The sequence below is a fragment of the Pseudomonas brassicacearum genome, assembly GCF_009601685.2.
GTDB classification, from domain to species: Bacteria; Pseudomonadota; Gammaproteobacteria; order Pseudomonadales; family Pseudomonadaceae; genus Aquipseudomonas; species Aquipseudomonas kilonensis_B.
Genome location: NZ_CP045701.2, coordinates 1593352 through 1608321, shown reverse-complemented (window position 1 = coordinate 1608321; position 14970 = coordinate 1593352). Strand labels below are relative to the sequence as shown.

General features: G+C 60.9%; 16 protein-coding genes. 5 read left to right on the top strand and 11 right to left on the bottom strand.

The window, feature by feature from the left end; all coding sequences use genetic code 11:
- Positions 1-11 precede the first annotated feature (11 nt).
- Genes GFU70_RS07065 through dapA form a run of 3 tightly spaced genes read right to left on the bottom strand, consistent with a single transcriptional unit; the run spans position 12 to position 2786 of the window.
- Positions 12-770: an MBL fold metallo-hydrolase gene (locus GFU70_RS07065; protein WP_003198811.1), complete on the bottom strand. Its 759-nt coding sequence runs from the start codon at positions 768-770 to the stop codon at positions 12-14.
- Between the two features lie 4 nt (positions 771-774).
- A complete protein-coding gene (gene bamC / locus GFU70_RS07060) occupies positions 775-1890 on the bottom strand; it encodes an outer membrane protein assembly factor BamC (protein ID WP_058543841.1) in 1116 nt (371 codons plus the stop codon).
- A gap of 17 nt (positions 1891-1907) precedes the next feature.
- Positions 1908-2786, bottom strand: coding sequence for a 4-hydroxy-tetrahydrodipicolinate synthase (gene dapA, locus GFU70_RS07055; RefSeq protein WP_058543842.1), 879 nt, complete (start codon positions 2784-2786; stop codon positions 1908-1910).
- A gap of 315 nt (positions 2787-3101) precedes the next feature.
- Here dapA and GFU70_RS07050 point away from each other — a divergent pair, with 315 nt between their 5' ends.
- Both GFU70_RS07050 and GFU70_RS07045 read left to right on the top strand, forming a co-directional pair.
- A complete protein-coding gene (locus GFU70_RS07050; RefSeq protein ID WP_003184325.1) occupies positions 3102-3662 on the top strand; it encodes a glycine cleavage system protein R in 561 nt (186 codons plus the stop codon).
- A 10-nt stretch (positions 3663-3672) separates the two neighbouring features.
- Entirely contained in the window at positions 3673-4146 is a 474-nt protein-coding gene (locus GFU70_RS07045) for a peroxiredoxin (RefSeq protein ID WP_014337034.1), read from the top strand.
- A 138-nt stretch (positions 4147-4284) separates the two neighbouring features.
- Here the strand turns inward: GFU70_RS07045 and GFU70_RS07040 are convergent, their stop codons facing one another.
- Positions 4285-5355 carry an AI-2E family transporter gene (locus GFU70_RS07040; RefSeq protein WP_058543843.1) on the bottom strand — a complete coding sequence of 357 codons (1071 nt, stop codon included), beginning with the start codon at positions 5353-5355 and terminating at the stop codon, positions 4285-4287.
- Between the two features lie 29 nt (positions 5356-5384).
- Entirely contained in the window at positions 5385-5624 is a 240-nt protein-coding gene (locus tag GFU70_RS07035; RefSeq protein ID WP_014337032.1) for a sulfurtransferase TusA family protein, read from the bottom strand.
- A 98-nt stretch (positions 5625-5722) separates the two neighbouring features.
- On the opposite strand from GFU70_RS07035, the gene GFU70_RS07030 reads away from it, so the two are divergent.
- Positions 5723-7156, top strand: coding sequence for a M48 family metalloprotease (locus GFU70_RS07030; protein ID WP_153387781.1), 1434 nt, complete (start codon positions 5723-5725; stop codon positions 7154-7156).
- Positions 7157-7218: 62 nt separating this feature from the next.
- Here GFU70_RS07030 and GFU70_RS07025 read toward each other — a convergent pair whose 3' ends face one another.
- The 4 genes from GFU70_RS07025 to rpoE form a co-directional block, all read right to left on the bottom strand.
- Complete coding sequence (locus tag GFU70_RS07025) at positions 7219-8649, bottom strand: DegQ family serine endoprotease (protein WP_058543845.1); 1431 nt, start codon at positions 8647-8649, stop codon at positions 7219-7221.
- Between the two features lie 235 nt (positions 8650-8884).
- The gene (locus tag GFU70_RS07020) at positions 8885-9832 is read right to left on the bottom strand and encodes a MucB/RseB C-terminal domain-containing protein (RefSeq protein WP_116642986.1); all 948 of its coding nucleotides are present in this window, start codon (positions 9830-9832) and stop codon (positions 8885-8887) included.
- Between the two features lie 12 nt (positions 9833-9844).
- Positions 9845-10432, bottom strand: coding sequence for a sigma-E factor negative regulatory protein (locus GFU70_RS07015; protein WP_058543847.1), 588 nt, complete (start codon positions 10430-10432; stop codon positions 9845-9847).
- Positions 10433-10463: 31 nt separating this feature from the next.
- Positions 10464-11045 carry an RNA polymerase sigma factor RpoE gene (gene rpoE / locus GFU70_RS07010; RefSeq protein ID WP_003172477.1) on the bottom strand — a complete coding sequence of 194 codons (582 nt, stop codon included), beginning with the start codon at positions 11043-11045 and terminating at the stop codon, positions 10464-10466.
- A gap of 558 nt (positions 11046-11603) precedes the next feature.
- Between rpoE and nadB the strand changes: the two genes are divergently transcribed.
- Positions 11604-13220, top strand: a complete 1617-nt coding sequence (gene nadB / locus GFU70_RS07005) for an L-aspartate oxidase (RefSeq protein ID WP_153387780.1) — start codon at positions 11604-11606, stop codon at positions 13218-13220.
- Here nadB and GFU70_RS07000 read toward each other — a convergent pair.
- On the bottom strand, positions 13189-13641 hold the full coding sequence (locus GFU70_RS07000; protein ID WP_153387779.1) for a protein YgfX: 453 nt from the start codon (positions 13639-13641) through the stop codon (positions 13189-13191). The genes nadB and GFU70_RS07000 overlap by 32 nt on opposite strands.
- Positions 13625-13879: a succinate dehydrogenase assembly factor 2 gene (locus GFU70_RS06995; protein WP_003184348.1), complete on the bottom strand. Its 255-nt coding sequence runs from the start codon at positions 13877-13879 to the stop codon at positions 13625-13627. Before GFU70_RS06995 ends, GFU70_RS07000 begins: the two co-directional genes overlap by 17 nt.
- Before the next feature lie 149 nt (positions 13880-14028).
- On the opposite strand from GFU70_RS06995, the gene GFU70_RS06990 reads away from it, so the two are divergent.
- Positions 14029-14970 carry a YgfZ/GcvT domain-containing protein gene (locus tag GFU70_RS06990; protein ID WP_153387778.1) on the top strand — a complete coding sequence of 314 codons (942 nt, stop codon included), beginning with the start codon at positions 14029-14031 and terminating at the stop codon, positions 14968-14970.

The following is a 14970-nucleotide window of genomic DNA, read 5'->3' as shown; positions in this document are numbered from 1 at the left end:
TAAGTAGTGGGCTAGGCGATATGTCGCCAGTCGAGCCCTGAATCTTGATCGGCCAGTTGCAGCCAGTCCGGGTCGCACCCGAGGGTGTCGACAAAACATTGCCGGGCCAGCTGCGGCAGGTTGTTCTTGCTGCTCAGATGGGCCAGGACCAGGTGTTGCAGGCCTTGCCAGCCCAACTCGGCCACCAGGAACGCTGCCTGGTGGTTGTTCAAATGTCCGTGCTCCCCGCCTACCCGCTGCTTGAGGAAGTACGGGTAGTAACCACGCGCCAACATGTCGCGGCAGTGGTTGGACTCGATCATCAACGCATCGAGGTCCCGGTAACTGTCCATCACTCGGTCGCAATATGACCCAAGGTCGGTCAGCAGCCCAAAGCGCCGCTCGCCGTCGCTGAACACATATTGCGTGGGTTCCCGGGCATCGTGCGCCACGCTGACCACGCTGATGTCCAGGCAACCGATGCGCAATTGCTCGCCACCGGCCACAAAACCCGCCGGCTCGATGGGTTTGCGCAGGCCTTCCAGTGTTCCGCGGCTCAGGTACACCGGCAGATTGTAGCGCCGAGACAGCAAACCCACGCCATGCACGTGGTCGGCATGTTCGTGGGTCACGAGTATCGCGCTCAGTTGCGCCGGGTGCACGCCCAGGCGCAACAGGCGCTTCTCGGTTTCCCGCAGGGAGAAACCACAATCAACCAACACATACGTGCCGGCGCTGGCTACCAGCGTGCCGTTCCCCTGGCTACCGCTGCCGAGAACGGCAAAACGCATCGGATCAGCCCAGGTTGTCCTGAATCACGCCCAACACCTTGCGGGCCACATCGGCCGGCGCCACGGTGTTGATGTTCTTCTCGACGGTGACCTGGACGTTGTCGCCGACCTTGCTCAGGCGAACCTGGTAACGCTCGGCGCGGGCTTCGATTTCTTCCTTGTCCGGCTTGCTGCCGAACAGGCCACTGAAGAAGCCAGGCTTCTCGTCTTTCCTCTCGGCCTTTTCAGCGAGGTTGATGTAGTACAGGCCCAGGCTGCGGTTGATGTCTTCAACGCGCCACTCACCCTGCTCCAGCGCACGACCAACGCTCGACCAGGCACGGTCCAGGTCGGAGCCGACGTTTAGCACCGGGTTGCCGCTGCCGTCTTCGTTCAGGCTGACGCGGCTCGGCGCATCGAACTCCTTGGACGCCAGCATCGAGACCGAACCGCCCTGCTCTGCGGTACGGCTCATGCTGGCAAGCATGTCGTCCACCAGCGCAGCGTCGAGACCGGTATTGACCGAACGGTTGGTAAAGGCCACGTCGGCGGTGCTGCCGGCAGGCCGCTCGGCGCTGACCACATAGACTTCGCTGGTATTGCGCTGCACGCCCGGCTCGATACGCACCCGCACACGGGTTTCGCTGTCGGCCGCGACACCGGCGGCGCTCATGCGCTTGGCCATGCTCGCGGACAGTTCATCGGAGCGCTGCCAAGTGGTGGTGAACTCGCCGGTTTGCGGGCGCTGCTCGTCCAGGCGGAAACCGTTGTCCTGGAAGAACTGGATCGCCACAGGCCAGACTTCGGCCGGTGGATGCTGGCCCATGACCCAGCTGGAGTCGCCGCTCTTCTGCAGCGTGTAGTCGCTCGCATCGGCCACGGCCGACAGCGGCTGTGGACGTGGGACGATGTATTCGCCCTTGACGCTGTCGTCAGCTACGTTGCGCGGGATCGGCAGCAGCGGATCCAGGCGCTTGGCAACATTGACGTCTTGTGGCAGTTGCATCGGTGCAGTCTGTTGCGCCTGCAGGTAATCGCTACCACGGTCGCGGAAGTAACCTTCCGGCCCCCAGATCCATCCGCAGCCGCTGGTGCTGGAGATAATCAAGGCAAGTGCGGAAAGTCCGGCCATTCGCTTCATGCGTTGTACTTCCTCAATTAAACCAGGACGCCGGACTGGCGCATGGCCTGCCGCAGCGGTTCTTGACAGGGGGTGCTCAGCCAGGTCAGTGGCAGGCGGATGCCTTCGTGCATCAGGCCCATTTCAACCAAGGCCCACTTCACCGGAATCGGGTTGGCCTCGATGAACAGGTCCTTGTGCAACGGCATCAGTTTTTCGTTGATTGCCCGTGCAGTCTCGGCGTCGCCCTTGAGCGCGGCCTCGCACAGGTCGGCCATTTCGCGCGGGGCAACGTTGGCGGTGACGGAGATGTTGCCCTTGCCACCCAGCAGGATCAGCTCGACCGCTGTCGGATCATCGCCGGACAGCACGATGAAGTCCTTGCTCACGCCATCGAGGATGGCCTTGGCGCGCGTCATGTCGCCGGTGGCTTCCTTGATGCCGATGATGTTCGGCACGGTGGACAGGCGGATCACGGTCTCGGCCTGCATGTCGCAGGAGGTGCGGCCGGGAACGTTATAGAGGATCTGCGGGATGTCGACGGCTTCGGCAATGTGCTTGAAGTGCTGGTACAAGCCTTCCTGGGTCGGCTTGTTGTAATACGGGACGACCAGCAGGCAGGCGTCGGCACCGGCCTCCTTGGCGTTGCGGGTCAGCTCGACGGCCTCGCGGGTCGAGTTGGCGCCGGTGCCGGCGATGACGGGAATGCGACCGTTGACCTGCTTGACCACGGCACGGATGACTTCGATGTGCTCATTGACGTCGAGGGTTGCCGACTCGCCGGTGGTACCGACGGCGACAATGGCATGGGTGCCGTTCTCAAGGTGGAAGTCCACGAGTTTGCTGAGGCTGGCCCAGTCAAGATGCCCTTGTGCATCCATGGGTGTGACCAGTGCCACCATACTGCCCGCAATCATGAAACCGCTCCTGCCGGAAAAAGAGAGCGGTAATGGTACTGGCGCCAAGATGCTTGTACAAGCGAACTACCATTCCCCTTGGCGATGGTTTTCGCTACCCTTCAGGCTTTGATCGGTACCGACAAGCTCATACGCCGGTTTCCAGCCTCCGTTTTCGTCGCCGCAAGCCCCGATCCCGGGTTTGTCCCGGTGCATTCCTGCTTTCGTGGAATGCAGCGCAACTCCGGGCACAAGGCTTGAGCCGTTCGTTTTTCCGGGCCTGGCGCTGTGTCGAGCGGCAAAAGTACCGACCGCTCATCGCTTTAGGAATGCTGCATGTCCACCCCCACAGTCCGCGAACAATTCCTTGTTATCAGTGCCCTTGGCGCCAACCCCATGGAGCTGACTAACGTCCTGTGCCGCGCCAGCCATGAAAATCGCTGCGCCGTCGTGACCTCACGCCTGACCCGTCATGGCGAATGCAGTGCACTCGTGCTCGAGATCTCCGGCAGCTGGGACGCCCTGGCTCGCCTGGAAGGCAGCCTGCCGGTGCTGGCCAAGAAGCATGCCTTCACCGTCAACGTGGTGCGTAGCGCCGCGCTGGAGAACCGTCCCCAGGCCCTGCCCTACGTGGCCTACGTGAGCTCGGCCTACCGCCCGGACATCATCAACGAGCTGTGCCAGTTCTTCATGGACCATCACGTCGAGCTGGAAAACCTGACCTGCGACACCTACCAGGCTCCACAGACCGGCGGCACCATGCTCAATGCCACGTTCACCGTGACCCTGCCGGCCGGCACCCAGATCAGTTGGCTGCGCGATCAGTTCCTGGATTTCGCCGATGCGATGAACCTGGATGCCTTGATCGAACCGTGGCGCCCACAAAACCCAATGTAAGGAAACGTTCATGGCCGTTGCCGTCGACCAGCCGGTTACCGATTTCCAGGCACCCGCCACCAGCGGGCAGACCATCAGCCTCGCCGCCCTCAAGGGCAAGCAGGTGGTGATCTACTTCTACCCCAAGGACAGCACCCCGGGCTGCACCACCGAAGGCCAGGGTTTTCGCGATCAGTACGCGCAGTTCCAGGCCGCCAACACCGAAGTGTTCGGCGTCTCGCGGGACAGCCTCAAGTCCCACGAGAACTTCAAGTGCAAACAGGAGTTCCCGTTCGAGCTGATCAGTGACAAGGACGAGGCCGTCTGCCAGCTGTTCGACGTGATCAAGCTGAAAAAACTCTACGGCAAGGAATACCTGGGCGTTGATCGCAGCACCTTCCTGATCGACAAGAACGGCGTGCTGCGCCAGGAATGGCGGGGCGTGAAGGTGCCAGGGCATGTGGATGCGGTGCTGGCGGCGGCTCAGGCCCTCAACAAGGCCTGACTTTACCTTGGGCCTGTCCAGGCCCTTCGCGAGCAAGCCCGCTCCCACAGGGGTTCTGTGTTGACCAAGTCACCGCAGATCCAATGTGGGAGCGGGCTTGCTCGCGAAGGGGTCATCAGCATCACCTGATTTATCAAGCTACAACAACGGCGCCACCACCGGCTCCTTGCTCGGCCACGCATCCAGCACCGCCTTGAACAGCGTCGCCAGGGGAATCGCGAAGAACACGCCCCAGAACCCCCACAGCCCGCCAAACAGCAGCACCGCACAGATGATCGCCACCGGATGCAGGTTCACCGCCTCGGAGAACAGCAGCGGGACCAGCACGTTGCCGTCCAGCGTCTGGATGATCCCGTAGACCGCCATCAGGTAGATGAACTGATCGCTCCAGCCCCACTGGAACAGCGCAATCAAGGCCACCGGCACGGTCACCACCACGGTGCCGACATAAGGCACCACCACTGAGATGCCCACCAGCAGCGCCAGCAAGGCGGCGTAATTGAGCCCCATGGTCACGAAACCGATGTAGGTCACGCCGCCGCAGATGAAAATCTCGATGACTTTGCCGCGAATGTAATTGGCGATCTGTCGATTCATCTCCTGGGCCACGTGGGTAATCAGCGTCCGCTCACGCGGCAGGTAGCCGCGGACCCAACGGCCGATCATTTCCCGGTCCTTGAGGAAGAAAAACACCAGGATCGGCACCAGCACCAGGTAGATCATGATGTTCACCAGGAGCGGCAGACTGGACAGCGAGAATGTCAGCGCCCACTGGCCGAACTTGCCGATCTGGCCGCGCACGACTTCAATGGCTTGCAACACTTGCTCGTCGGACACCAGGTGCGGATAACGCTCGGGCAACAGCAACAGCACGGACTGCCATTTGGCAAGCATCCCCGGCAACTCGTTGAAAAGCGTCACCAACTGGTGCCAGAGCAGCGGCACGATCACGATTATGAACACCAACAACAAGCCCATGAACAGGGCGAACACCAAGCCCACCGCCACCGCACCCGGCAATCGCATGCGCTCCAGCGTCGTGACCAACCCTTGCATCAGGTACGCCAGCACCATCCCCGCCAGCACCGGCGCCAGCATGCCGCCCAGGGTGAGCACGGCGGTAAAGGCCAGGAAAAGCAGCACTGCCAGGACCACCGCTTCTTCATCGGAGAAGTAGCGCTGAATCCAGTCGCGTAACACTTTGAACATTAAAAATCCTTAAGAGACGCTGTCGGTTTTCAGGCCTTTTTCAGCCAGTAACGGTAGACGCCGTTATCGTCTTCTTCACGCAGCAGCGTATGACCGGCCAATCGGGCGAAGGTGCGAAAATCACGTTGGGAGCCCGCATCCGTGGCGATCACCTTGAGCACACTGCCGCTGGCCAGGCGATTGAGTTCCAGCTTGGCCTTGAGCAACGGCAACGGACAGTTCAGGCCGCTGGCGTCCAGTTCGGCATCGTGGGCTACAGCATCAGTCATGGGTTCACTCCGCGGCAGATCGTTGAGCGGCCTAGAATATCTGGTCCCGGGCCCGGTGTCCGGCTACAGTAGGGTCTTTGTCAACGAAGGCCTCGTGCATGACATTTCTGCGCCCCACCCTGCTGACGCTTGCTTGCCTGCTTGCCTCACCGGGCTTCGCCGACGACTTGCCGTCACTTGGCGATGCCAGTTCTGCCATCGTCTCGCCAGAGCAGGAGCACCAACTGGGCCGCGCCTGGCTGGCCCTGCTGCGCAGCCAGGTTTCACAGCTCAACGACCCGCAGCTCAAGGACTACGTCGAATCCAGCGTCTATAAACTGGTGGAAACCAGCCAGGTCAACGACCGGCGCCTGGAATTCATCCTGATCAACAGCCCGCAGCTCAACGCCTTCGCCGCGCCTGGCGGAATTGTCGGGGTCAACGGCGGCCTGTTCCTCAACGCACAGACCGAAGGCGAATACGCCTCGGTCATGGCCCACGAACTGGCGCACTTGTCACAACGCCACTTCGCCCGCGGCGTCGAGGCCCAGCAGCGCATGCAGGTGCCAATGATGGCCGCGCTGCTGGCCGGCATCGTGATCGCCGCCGCCGGTGGCGGTGACGCCGGGATCGCGGCCATCGCCGGGACCCAGGCCGCCGCTATCCAGGAACAACGGCGCTTTTCTCGCCAGAACGAACAGGAAGCCGACCGCATCGGCATTCAGAACCTGGAAAAGGCCGGCTACGATCCGCGGTCCATGCCGACCATGTTCGAACGTCTGATGCGCCAGTACCGGTTCGACGCCAAGCCCCCGGAATTCCTGCTGACTCACCCGGTGACCGAATCCCGGATCGCCGACACCCGCAACCGCGCCGAACAGGCCAAGCCGGGCGGCATCGAGGACAGTGTGCGCTATCAACTGATTCGAGCACGGGTGCAGTTGATCTATGAGCAAACCCCCGGCCTGGGCGCCAAGCGCTTCCGGGCACAGCTGGATGAGAACCCGAAGAACGACGTGGCACGCTATGGCCTGGCGATCGCGCAGATCAAGGGCGGCCAGTTGAATGAAGCACGGGAGAACCTCAAGGCGCTGCTGGCCAAATCGCCCAACGAGATCATCTACAACCTCGCCCAGGTGGACCTGGACATCACCAGCAACAAACTGGCCGACGCTCAATCGCGCGTCGACCGAATGCTGAGCCAATACCCGGGCAACTATCCGCTCAACCAGGTACGTGTCGATCTACTGCTCAAGCAGAACCGTCCCGCCGATGCCGAGAAGGCCCTGGAGAGCTTGCTCAAGACCCGTCCGGATGATCCGGACGTCTGGTACATGGTGGCCGAGACACGCGGGCTGTCAGGCAACATCATTGGCCTGCATCAGGCTCGTGCCGAGTACTTCGCACTGGTGGGCGACTACCGGCAAGCCATTCAACAATTGGACTTCGCCAAACGGCGCGCCGGTACCAATTTCCCCCTGTCGTCACGCATCGATGCCCGGCAGCGGGAACTCATGGAGCAGGAACGCATGGTCAAGGACATGATGGGCTGAGCATTTGCCAGACAATAAAAAACCGCCTCTATCGAGGCGGTTTTTTTTGAGCCGCTAACCGATCATTCGGCCAGCTTGAAGGTGATGAAGCTTGCACGCCCCTGGCGCAGGACCCGCATCGAGACCGAACGATTCTTCGGCAGCGCCTTGGCGATGTCGGTGAACTCCTTGGCCGAACCGATTGCCTGGTTGTTCAAGTGAGTGATGATGTCGCCTGGTTGCAGGCCGATCATGGCGGCAGGACCATCCTGCACTTCCTTGATCACCACCCCGCCCTGCAGCTCCAGGGTGCGCTTCTGCTCGTCGGTCAGCTCGACCACAGCCACACCCAGACGGTTGCTGCTGCGCTCCACGCCAGACTTGGGCAGCGAATCCAACTCCTTGCCCTCTTCAGGAATGGCGCCGACGGTCAATTCGACGTTCTTGCGCTTGCCTTCGCGAATCACCTCCAGATTGGCCTTGGCACCGGCCTTGAGGGCACCGACCAAATGCGGCAGGTCGGCAGACATGATGATCGGCTGACCATTCATGCTCAGGATCACGTCACCCACTTGCAGGCCGCCCTTCGCAGCCGGACCGCCTTCCTGGATCTGCGCCACCAGCGCACCGGCGGGTTTCTCCAGCCCGAACGACTCGGCCAGGTCCTTGTTCACTTCCTGGATGACCACGCCCAACCAGCCCCGGCTGACCTTGCCTTCGTTTTTCAGTTGATTGGACACGTCCATGGCAACGTCGATCGGAATCGCGAAGGACACCCCCATGAAGCCGCCCGAACGGGTATATATCTGGGAGTTGATGCCGACGACTTCACCCGCGAGGTTGAACAGCGGGCCACCGGAGTTACCCGGGTTGATCGGCACGTCGGTCTGGATGAACGGCACATAGTTTTCGTTCGGCAGGCTGCGACCGATGGCGCTGACAATACCCTGGGTCACGGTGTGGTCGAAGCCGAACGGCGAACCGATGGCCACGACCCATTGGCCGGCTTTCAGGTCCTGGGATTTGCCCAGCTTGAGCACGGGCAGATCCTTGCCTTCGATTTTCAACAGCGCCACGTCGGAACGTGGATCGGTGCCGACCAGCTTGGCCTTGAGCTCGCTGCGATCGGCCAGGCGTACCAGGATTTCGTCGGCATCGGCGATCACATGGTTATTGGTCAGGATGTAGCCGTCAGGCGAAATAATGAAACCTGAACCCAGGGATTGCGCTTCGCGCTGGCGACCACCGCCGGGCGAACGGGGTTGTTGCGGCATGCCGCGCTCGAAGAACTCACGCAGCATCGGCGGCAGGCCTTCCAGGTCCGGCATTTGCTGGTCCGATACGCGACGGTCCGGCAGTTTCTGGGTCGTGCTGATGTTCACCACGGCGGGCGAAGCCTGTTCGACCAATTGCGTAAAGTCGGGCAACTCGACCGCCACGGCAGGAACGGCCTGGCCGAGCACAAGCACGGTGGCAAGGATGGAAAGATAGGTTTTCAAGCGTGGTATCGACATACGGCTCCCGTTACGACGAGCATGGTTAAGCGATATGGAGCAAGGAATACCAGGAAAAGATACGCCGGTATTTTTGTTCCGGAAACAGACAAGGCCAGGGCCGAGCGGCTCTGACCTATAGAAAAAAAACTGAGTTTTGGCAAATGAAAATACTGACAGGAAGTGTCGGAATTTCGATCAAGCCCTGGCATTATCAGCCTCTCGCGCAATCGAACCACCCATCCAATCAAGCAGGCTATTGGGTCGCCGTGACGTCGGAGCGCATGGAAAGTGCGATCCGTTCCGCCGTACCGATAGGAATCTCACCGACCACCGTGACCATCATTTCGCCCTGGGGCGTCGTGAGCCTGCGGGAGACGGCAGCCGTCGGGCCGAGCTGAGTACGGGTATCGGTGGCGGTGGCGCCGTTCAACGGTTCCAGGAACACCGAGAAACGCGCCAAGCCATCGTCGTACATCAAGCTGCTGACTTGGACATGGGTGTCCGGGTCCTTGCGCACAGCACTGCTGGTCAGCTCGAAGCCAGGCGGAAGCCAATCCGAGTGCCAGGCGGTTTTCACCGCGACGGCCTTGCCGGAATCCTGCGCGACAGCCTTGCATTCGGCGCTGGCTTGCAGATCACCGTCTGTCGGCGCGGCGACATTCAAGCGGGTGAACTGGAAACGTTCGAGCAACTGGCCCTTGTCATTGAGCAACAGGGACTTGAGCGGCAGGCCGGTCTCTTTGTCCAGGTGCAGCTCGAAGCCATAGCGATGCTGGTCCTTGGGCGTCAACGCCACAATGACCGCTTGACGCCCGGCCACACGCGACTTGCCAATGACGGCCAGGTCATACCAATTCTTGAGTTTTTGCGGATCAAGCGTACGTGAGGTGCCGTCAGGCGTATTGCCCAGCCCCGCGATCAAGGAGCCACTGACGCATTGAGTATGCCCATCAATGCGCAGGACTTCCTGTGCCGAGCCGTCGAGTTGGAGTAACCGCTCGCGGACTTTTCCATCCTGGACGCGATGCCAGATGTTATGGGTAGAAAAACTACCGTTGCGCTCGTAAACGAAAGTGCCCTGGAAGCTCTGCTGCTGCTCGGCTTGACTCAGGCGATTCAACCAATCCTGAGCCTCATCGGCATGGGCTGGAATCGCACACCAGCCACCAAGCAGAAGCGTGAATAGAGGTATGGCGCGCAATGGTTTTCCTTATTAACGGTTTTCCAGGCTGGCTGCACGGGCGTAAGGCAGCGCGCTTTCAGTACCTTTCAGGGCAGCTTGCTGAGCATGCTGACGCAGGTAGTTTGGCAGACGCTGATCATGCCAGCCAGGTTGGCCTTGCAGAACACCGTTGACCATCGGGCCTGCGGTTTCCGAACCTTCGCTGTAACCGGCCAATACCGCTGGGCCCTTGACCTGTGGAGCCGTCAGACCTGGTTGGGTGGACTGCTGCGCCATTTGCACGCCGGCAATCTCATCCTGATTGTACAGGCGCACACCGGCCAGTACAGCCACGGTGACCGAAGCGGCTACCGCCAGGCGACCCAGGCTGCGCCATGGTCCGCGTGAAGCTTTAGCCGGTACGGCTTCGTCAGCCAATGCAGCAGAAACGGCCGCAGCGATGTCCAGGCGTGGAAGCAACAAGTCCTTGTGCATCACAGCCCGGGCGATCTGGTAACGAGCCCAGGTCTCACGGGTTTCAACATCGTCGAAGGCATTCAATACCCGACGTAACTCCAGTTCGTCCGCTTCGTTATCCATCACTGCGGACAGCGATTCCTGCAGGGCTTCACGACTCATGGCGTTCCTCTCTTGGCTGTCGCCGCTGTCTCTAGTTTTCCTGCAACAACGGTTGCAGGGCTTTATCAATGGCCTCCCGAGCGCGGAAAATCCGGGAGCGCACGGTGCCCACAGGACATTGCATGACGCTCGCAATGTCTTCGTAACTCAGACCGTCGAATTCACGTAAAGTTAAAGCCGTACGCAAATCTTCGGGCAATTGCTGGATGGTTCGATGGACAGTGCCTTCAATCTCATCCCGCAGCAACGCGCGTTCTGGTGACTCGAGATCCTTGAGGCCATGATCGCCATCATAGAACTCGGCATCTTCAGAACTTACATCGCTATCCGGCGGCCGGCGGCCGCGTGAAACCAGATAGTTTTTCGCCGTGTTGATGGCGATGCGGTAAAGCCACGTGTAAAACGCGCTGTCCCCGCGAAAATTACCAAGTGCGCGGTAGGCCTTGATGAAGGCTTCCTGAGCGACATCCTGCGCTTCATGGGTGTCGTGCACGAAACGCACGATCAACCCGAGAATTTTGTGCTGGTATTTCAGCACTAGCAGATCGAAAGCTCGCTTGTCGCCGCGTTGGACGCGCTCGACCAGCTGCTGATCCTCTTCCTGGGTTAGCATGAACACTCCTCGATAAGCTCGAAGGAGGCTTGCATTACTAATTGACCGGGCTTGCAACCATAGACTCGGGCTTTTCGCAAAAGTTCTCCCCCTTCCAAGCAAGTTTCCGGCGCGCTCTGATCTCGGCACGCACGAAAAACGCAGCAGGAGATTCCCCGGCTGCGCGAATAATCTGTCACCGGGCCTGACGGCAGAGACTCCAATCGAAATCTTGCACCAACCCGACGCTGCTCCCTTTTGCAGACAACCGTCTATTGAACGTAGGCGCTTGGCAAAAGTTCCCTCTATTTATTGCGTTGTCCACTCAATATCAGCCAACCGTGACGAGATAAACAACGTTCGTCCTCGAAACGGTGGCCTTATCGACTTTGTACCAAAACCGGCGATCCGACGAAGCGTGTCGCTTTTCTGTCACGCTGGTTTCACATTGCCATGAATGCCCGGCTATTGTGCCGATCCCCCCCTCTATATACTAGTGGGCTGCGTGGCTGCCTGACCTGCTGAAGCGGTGTCTTGCGCCAACCCCGACCCGGGTCGCCTTGAGCGGAAACCATTCGAATGAGCCAACAATTTCAACACGATGTTCTGGTAATCGGCAGCGGAGCCGCTGGATTGAGCCTTGCACTGACCTTGCCTGGGCATTTGCGCATTGCAGTGCTGAGCAAGGGTGACCTGGCCAACGGTTCGACCTTCTGGGCCCAGGGCGGCGTCGCAGCCGTGCTGGACGATACCGACACCATTGAATCCCATGTCAACGACACCCTCAACGCCGGCGGTGGCCTTTGCAATCCCCAAGCGGTGCGTTTCACCGTGGAACACAGCCGGGAAGCGATCCAGTGGCTGATCGACCAGGGCGTGCCGTTTACCCGTGACGAACAATCGGGGACCGAAGACGGCGGTTTCGAGTTTCACCTGACGCGCGAAGGCGGTCACAGCCATCGGCGCATTATCCACGCGGCCGACGCCACTGGCGCAGCGATCTTCAAGACCCTGCTCGCCCAGGCGCGACAACGGCCAAACATCGAATTGCTGGAACAGCGCGTCGCGGTCGACCTGATCACCGAAAAACGCCTGGGCCTGGACGGTGATCGCTGCCTCGGTGCCTACGTGCTCAATCGCGGCACTGGCGAAGTCGACACCTACGGCGCGCGCTTCGTCATCCTGGCGTCTGGCGGCGCAGCGAAAGTCTACCTTTATACCAGCAACCCCGACGGTGCCTGCGGCGATGGCATCGCCATGGCCTGGCGTTCGGGTTGCCGGGTGGCGAACCTGGAGTTCAACCAGTTCCACCCGACCTGCCTCTATCACCCACTGGCCAAGAGCTTCCTGGTGACCGAAGCCCTGCGTGGCGAAGGGGCCCTCTTGAAGCTCCCCAACGGCGAACGCTTCATGCAGCGCTTCGATCCGCGCGCCGAACTGGCCCCGCGGGACATCGTCGCCCGGGCCATCGACCATGAAATGAAGCGCCTGGGTATCGATTGCGTTTACCTGGACATCAGCCACAAGCCCGAAGCGTTCATCAAGAGCCACTTCCCGACGGTGTACGAACGCTGCCTGGAGTTTTCCATCGACATCACCAAGCAACCGATCCCGGTGGTGCCAGCCGCGCACTACACCTGCGGTGGCGTGATGGTCGACCAACAGGGCCGCACCGACGTACCCGGGCTGTATGCCATTGGCGAAACCAGCTTCACCGGCCTGCACGGCGCCAACCGCATGGCCAGCAACTCGCTGCTGGAATGTTTCGTCTACGCCCGCTCGGCGGCGGCAGACATCCTGGCGCAATTGCCGCAGATCGCCATTCCTGCCGCCCTGCCCTCGTGGGACGCCAGCCAGGTCACCGACTCGGACGAAGATGTGATCATCGCCCACAACTGGGACGAACTGCGGCGATTCATGTGGGACTATGTGGGCATCGTGCGCACCAACAAGCGCCTGCAACGGGCCCAACATCGGGTGCGCTTGCTGCTGGATGAAATCGACGAGTTCTACAGCAACTATAAAGTCAGTCGCGACCTGATCGAGCTGCGCAACCTGGCCCAGGTGGCCGAACTGATGATTCGCTCGGCCATGGCGCGCAAGGAAAGCCGGGGGCTGCATTACACCTTGGACTACCCGGACCTGCTGCCCGAGGCACTGGACACTATCCTGGTGCCGCCCACCTACGCCGACTGAACCTGAGCCGCACCCGCAGGCGCCGATGAATATCCGGCGCCAGCGCGTCGCGCGGCACGCACAGCGAGCGGACCCGCCACTCACCCTGCAAGCGAAAACGCAGCACGATGATCATCGGCAGCGCCAAGCTATCGGGGCGCAGCTGCACAGGCCGCCACCCATCGGCCCGGCTCCAGAGTTGCCAGCCAGCGTTATTACGACGCAACCCGCAGAAAGCCCGACGATGGGTCAGCACTACATATCGGGGGATCACCCAGGCGCCATGGGCCAGGCACAATACAACGCCAAGCGCCACGACCCAGGAGGGGGCGGACAACAGGAACAATGCCCCCAGGGCAAACACCTGGGCCAGCAGATAGGCCGCCAGCAGTTGCCCGGAGGCCTGCCAGCGGCATTCGAAGCGATTACTTGGGCTGGACACGGTCCAGGATCATCCGGACCATGCGCTGCAGCTCAGGGTCTTCGGATTCGCTGCGCTCCATGAACCAGCCAAACATGTCCTGATCCTCGCATTCGAGCAGGCGGACATAGCACGCACGGTCGACTTCATTGAGATGGGGATAAACCTCTTTGACGAATGGCACCAGCAACACGTCCAGCTCAAGCATGCCGCGGCGGCTGTGCCAGTAGAGGCGATTCAGTTCTACATCTTCGACCATGGAGCGCTCCTCAAATAGAGCGCAAGTATACAGGCCCCGCTGCCGCGCAACAGACAGCTTTGGTCGGGCACCACCGATCCTTTGTGAACTACCCATTTCAAGGGCGTCCCCTTATGATGTCTGCCAGACTTTTTATCCTGCGATGACCCATGGCTGATTCCGCTTTTTTCTGCACCCTGTCCCACGAAGGCGTTCTCGCGGTCCGCGGCGTGGATGCCGGCAAATTCCTGCAAGGCCAATTGACCTGCAACCTCGACTACCTGAGCGACAGCCGGGCCAGCCTCGGCGCCCGCTGCACCCAGAAAGGCCGGATGCAATCGAGCTTCCGCATCCTGCTCCAAGGCGACGGCGTGTTGATGGCCATGGCCACCGAACTGCTCGAACCGCAACTGGCCGACCTGAAAAAATATGCCGTGTTCTCCAAATCCAAGCTCACCGACGAAAGCGCGGCCTGGGTTCGCTTCGGCCTGGAAAACGCCGACAAGGCGCTGGCCGGCCTGGGCCTCGAACTACCGAGCGACACCGACAGCGTGGCACGCCATGACGCCTTGATCGCCATCCGCGTATCTCCCGGCCGCGCTGAACTGTGGGTCCCCGCCGAACAGTCACAGACATTGCAAACCCGCCTGGGCGCAGAACTGACCGAGGCGGACCTCAACCCCTGGCTGCTGGGCCAGATTCGCGCCGGGATCGGCCAGGTCATGCCGGCCACCCGCGAACTGTTCATCCCACAGATGCTCAACCTGCAAGCCGTCGGCGGCGTCAGTTTCAAGAAAGGCTGCTACACCGGCCAGGAAATCGTCGCCCGCATGCAATACCTGGGCAAGCTCAAGCGACGCCTGTATCGCCTGCAGCTGGACGCCAGCGAACTGCCAGAACCCGGCACAGCGCTGTTCTCCCCCACTCACGGCAGTTCCATCGGCGAAGTGGTGATTGCCGCTCGATCCGAGCGATACATTGAACTGCTAGCGGTCTTGCAGGCCGAAGCAGCAGTAGAGGGCGACATTCACCTCGGTGCTTTGGAAGGCCCAGCGTTGCAGTTGCTTGACCTGCCTTACGAACTGGACCGCGACCGCGAAATCCAGCGTTGA

Excerpts from the sequence above, each read along its gene's own strand:
- GFU70_RS07065 (WP_003198811.1), bottom strand. The coding sequence starts at position 770 with ATGCGTTTTGCCGTTCTCGGCAGCGGTAGCCAGGGGAACGGCACGCTG.
- bamC (WP_058543841.1), bottom strand. The coding sequence starts at position 1,890 with ATGAAGCGAATGGCCGGACTTTCCGCACTTGCCTTGATTATCTCCAGC.
- dapA (WP_058543842.1), bottom strand. The coding sequence starts at position 2,786 with ATGATTGCGGGCAGTATGGTGGCACTGGTCACACCCATGGATGCACAA.
- GFU70_RS07050 (WP_003184325.1), top strand. The coding sequence starts at position 3,102 with ATGTCCACCCCCACAGTCCGCGAACAATTCCTTGTTATCAGTGCCCTT.
- GFU70_RS07045 (WP_014337034.1), top strand. The coding sequence starts at position 3,673 with ATGGCCGTTGCCGTCGACCAGCCGGTTACCGATTTCCAGGCACCCGCC.
- GFU70_RS07040 (WP_058543843.1), bottom strand. The coding sequence starts at position 5,355 with ATGTTCAAAGTGTTACGCGACTGGATTCAGCGCTACTTCTCCGATGAA.
- GFU70_RS07035 (WP_014337032.1), bottom strand. The coding sequence starts at position 5,624 with ATGACTGATGCTGTAGCCCACGATGCCGAACTGGACGCCAGCGGCCTG.
- GFU70_RS07030 (WP_153387781.1), top strand. The coding sequence starts at position 5,723 with ATGACATTTCTGCGCCCCACCCTGCTGACGCTTGCTTGCCTGCTTGCC.
- GFU70_RS07025 (WP_058543845.1), bottom strand. The coding sequence starts at position 8,649 with ATGTCGATACCACGCTTGAAAACCTATCTTTCCATCCTTGCCACCGTG.
- GFU70_RS07015 (WP_058543847.1), bottom strand. The coding sequence starts at position 10,432 with ATGAGTCGTGAAGCCCTGCAGGAATCGCTGTCCGCAGTGATGGATAAC.
- rpoE (WP_003172477.1), bottom strand. The coding sequence starts at position 11,045 with ATGCTAACCCAGGAAGAGGATCAGCAGCTGGTCGAGCGCGTCCAACGC.
- nadB (WP_153387780.1), top strand. The coding sequence starts at position 11,604 with ATGAGCCAACAATTTCAACACGATGTTCTGGTAATCGGCAGCGGAGCC.
- GFU70_RS06995 (WP_003184348.1), bottom strand. The coding sequence starts at position 13,879 with ATGGTCGAAGATGTAGAACTGAATCGCCTCTACTGGCACAGCCGCCGC.
- GFU70_RS06990 (WP_153387778.1), top strand. The coding sequence starts at position 14,029 with ATGGCTGATTCCGCTTTTTTCTGCACCCTGTCCCACGAAGGCGTTCTC.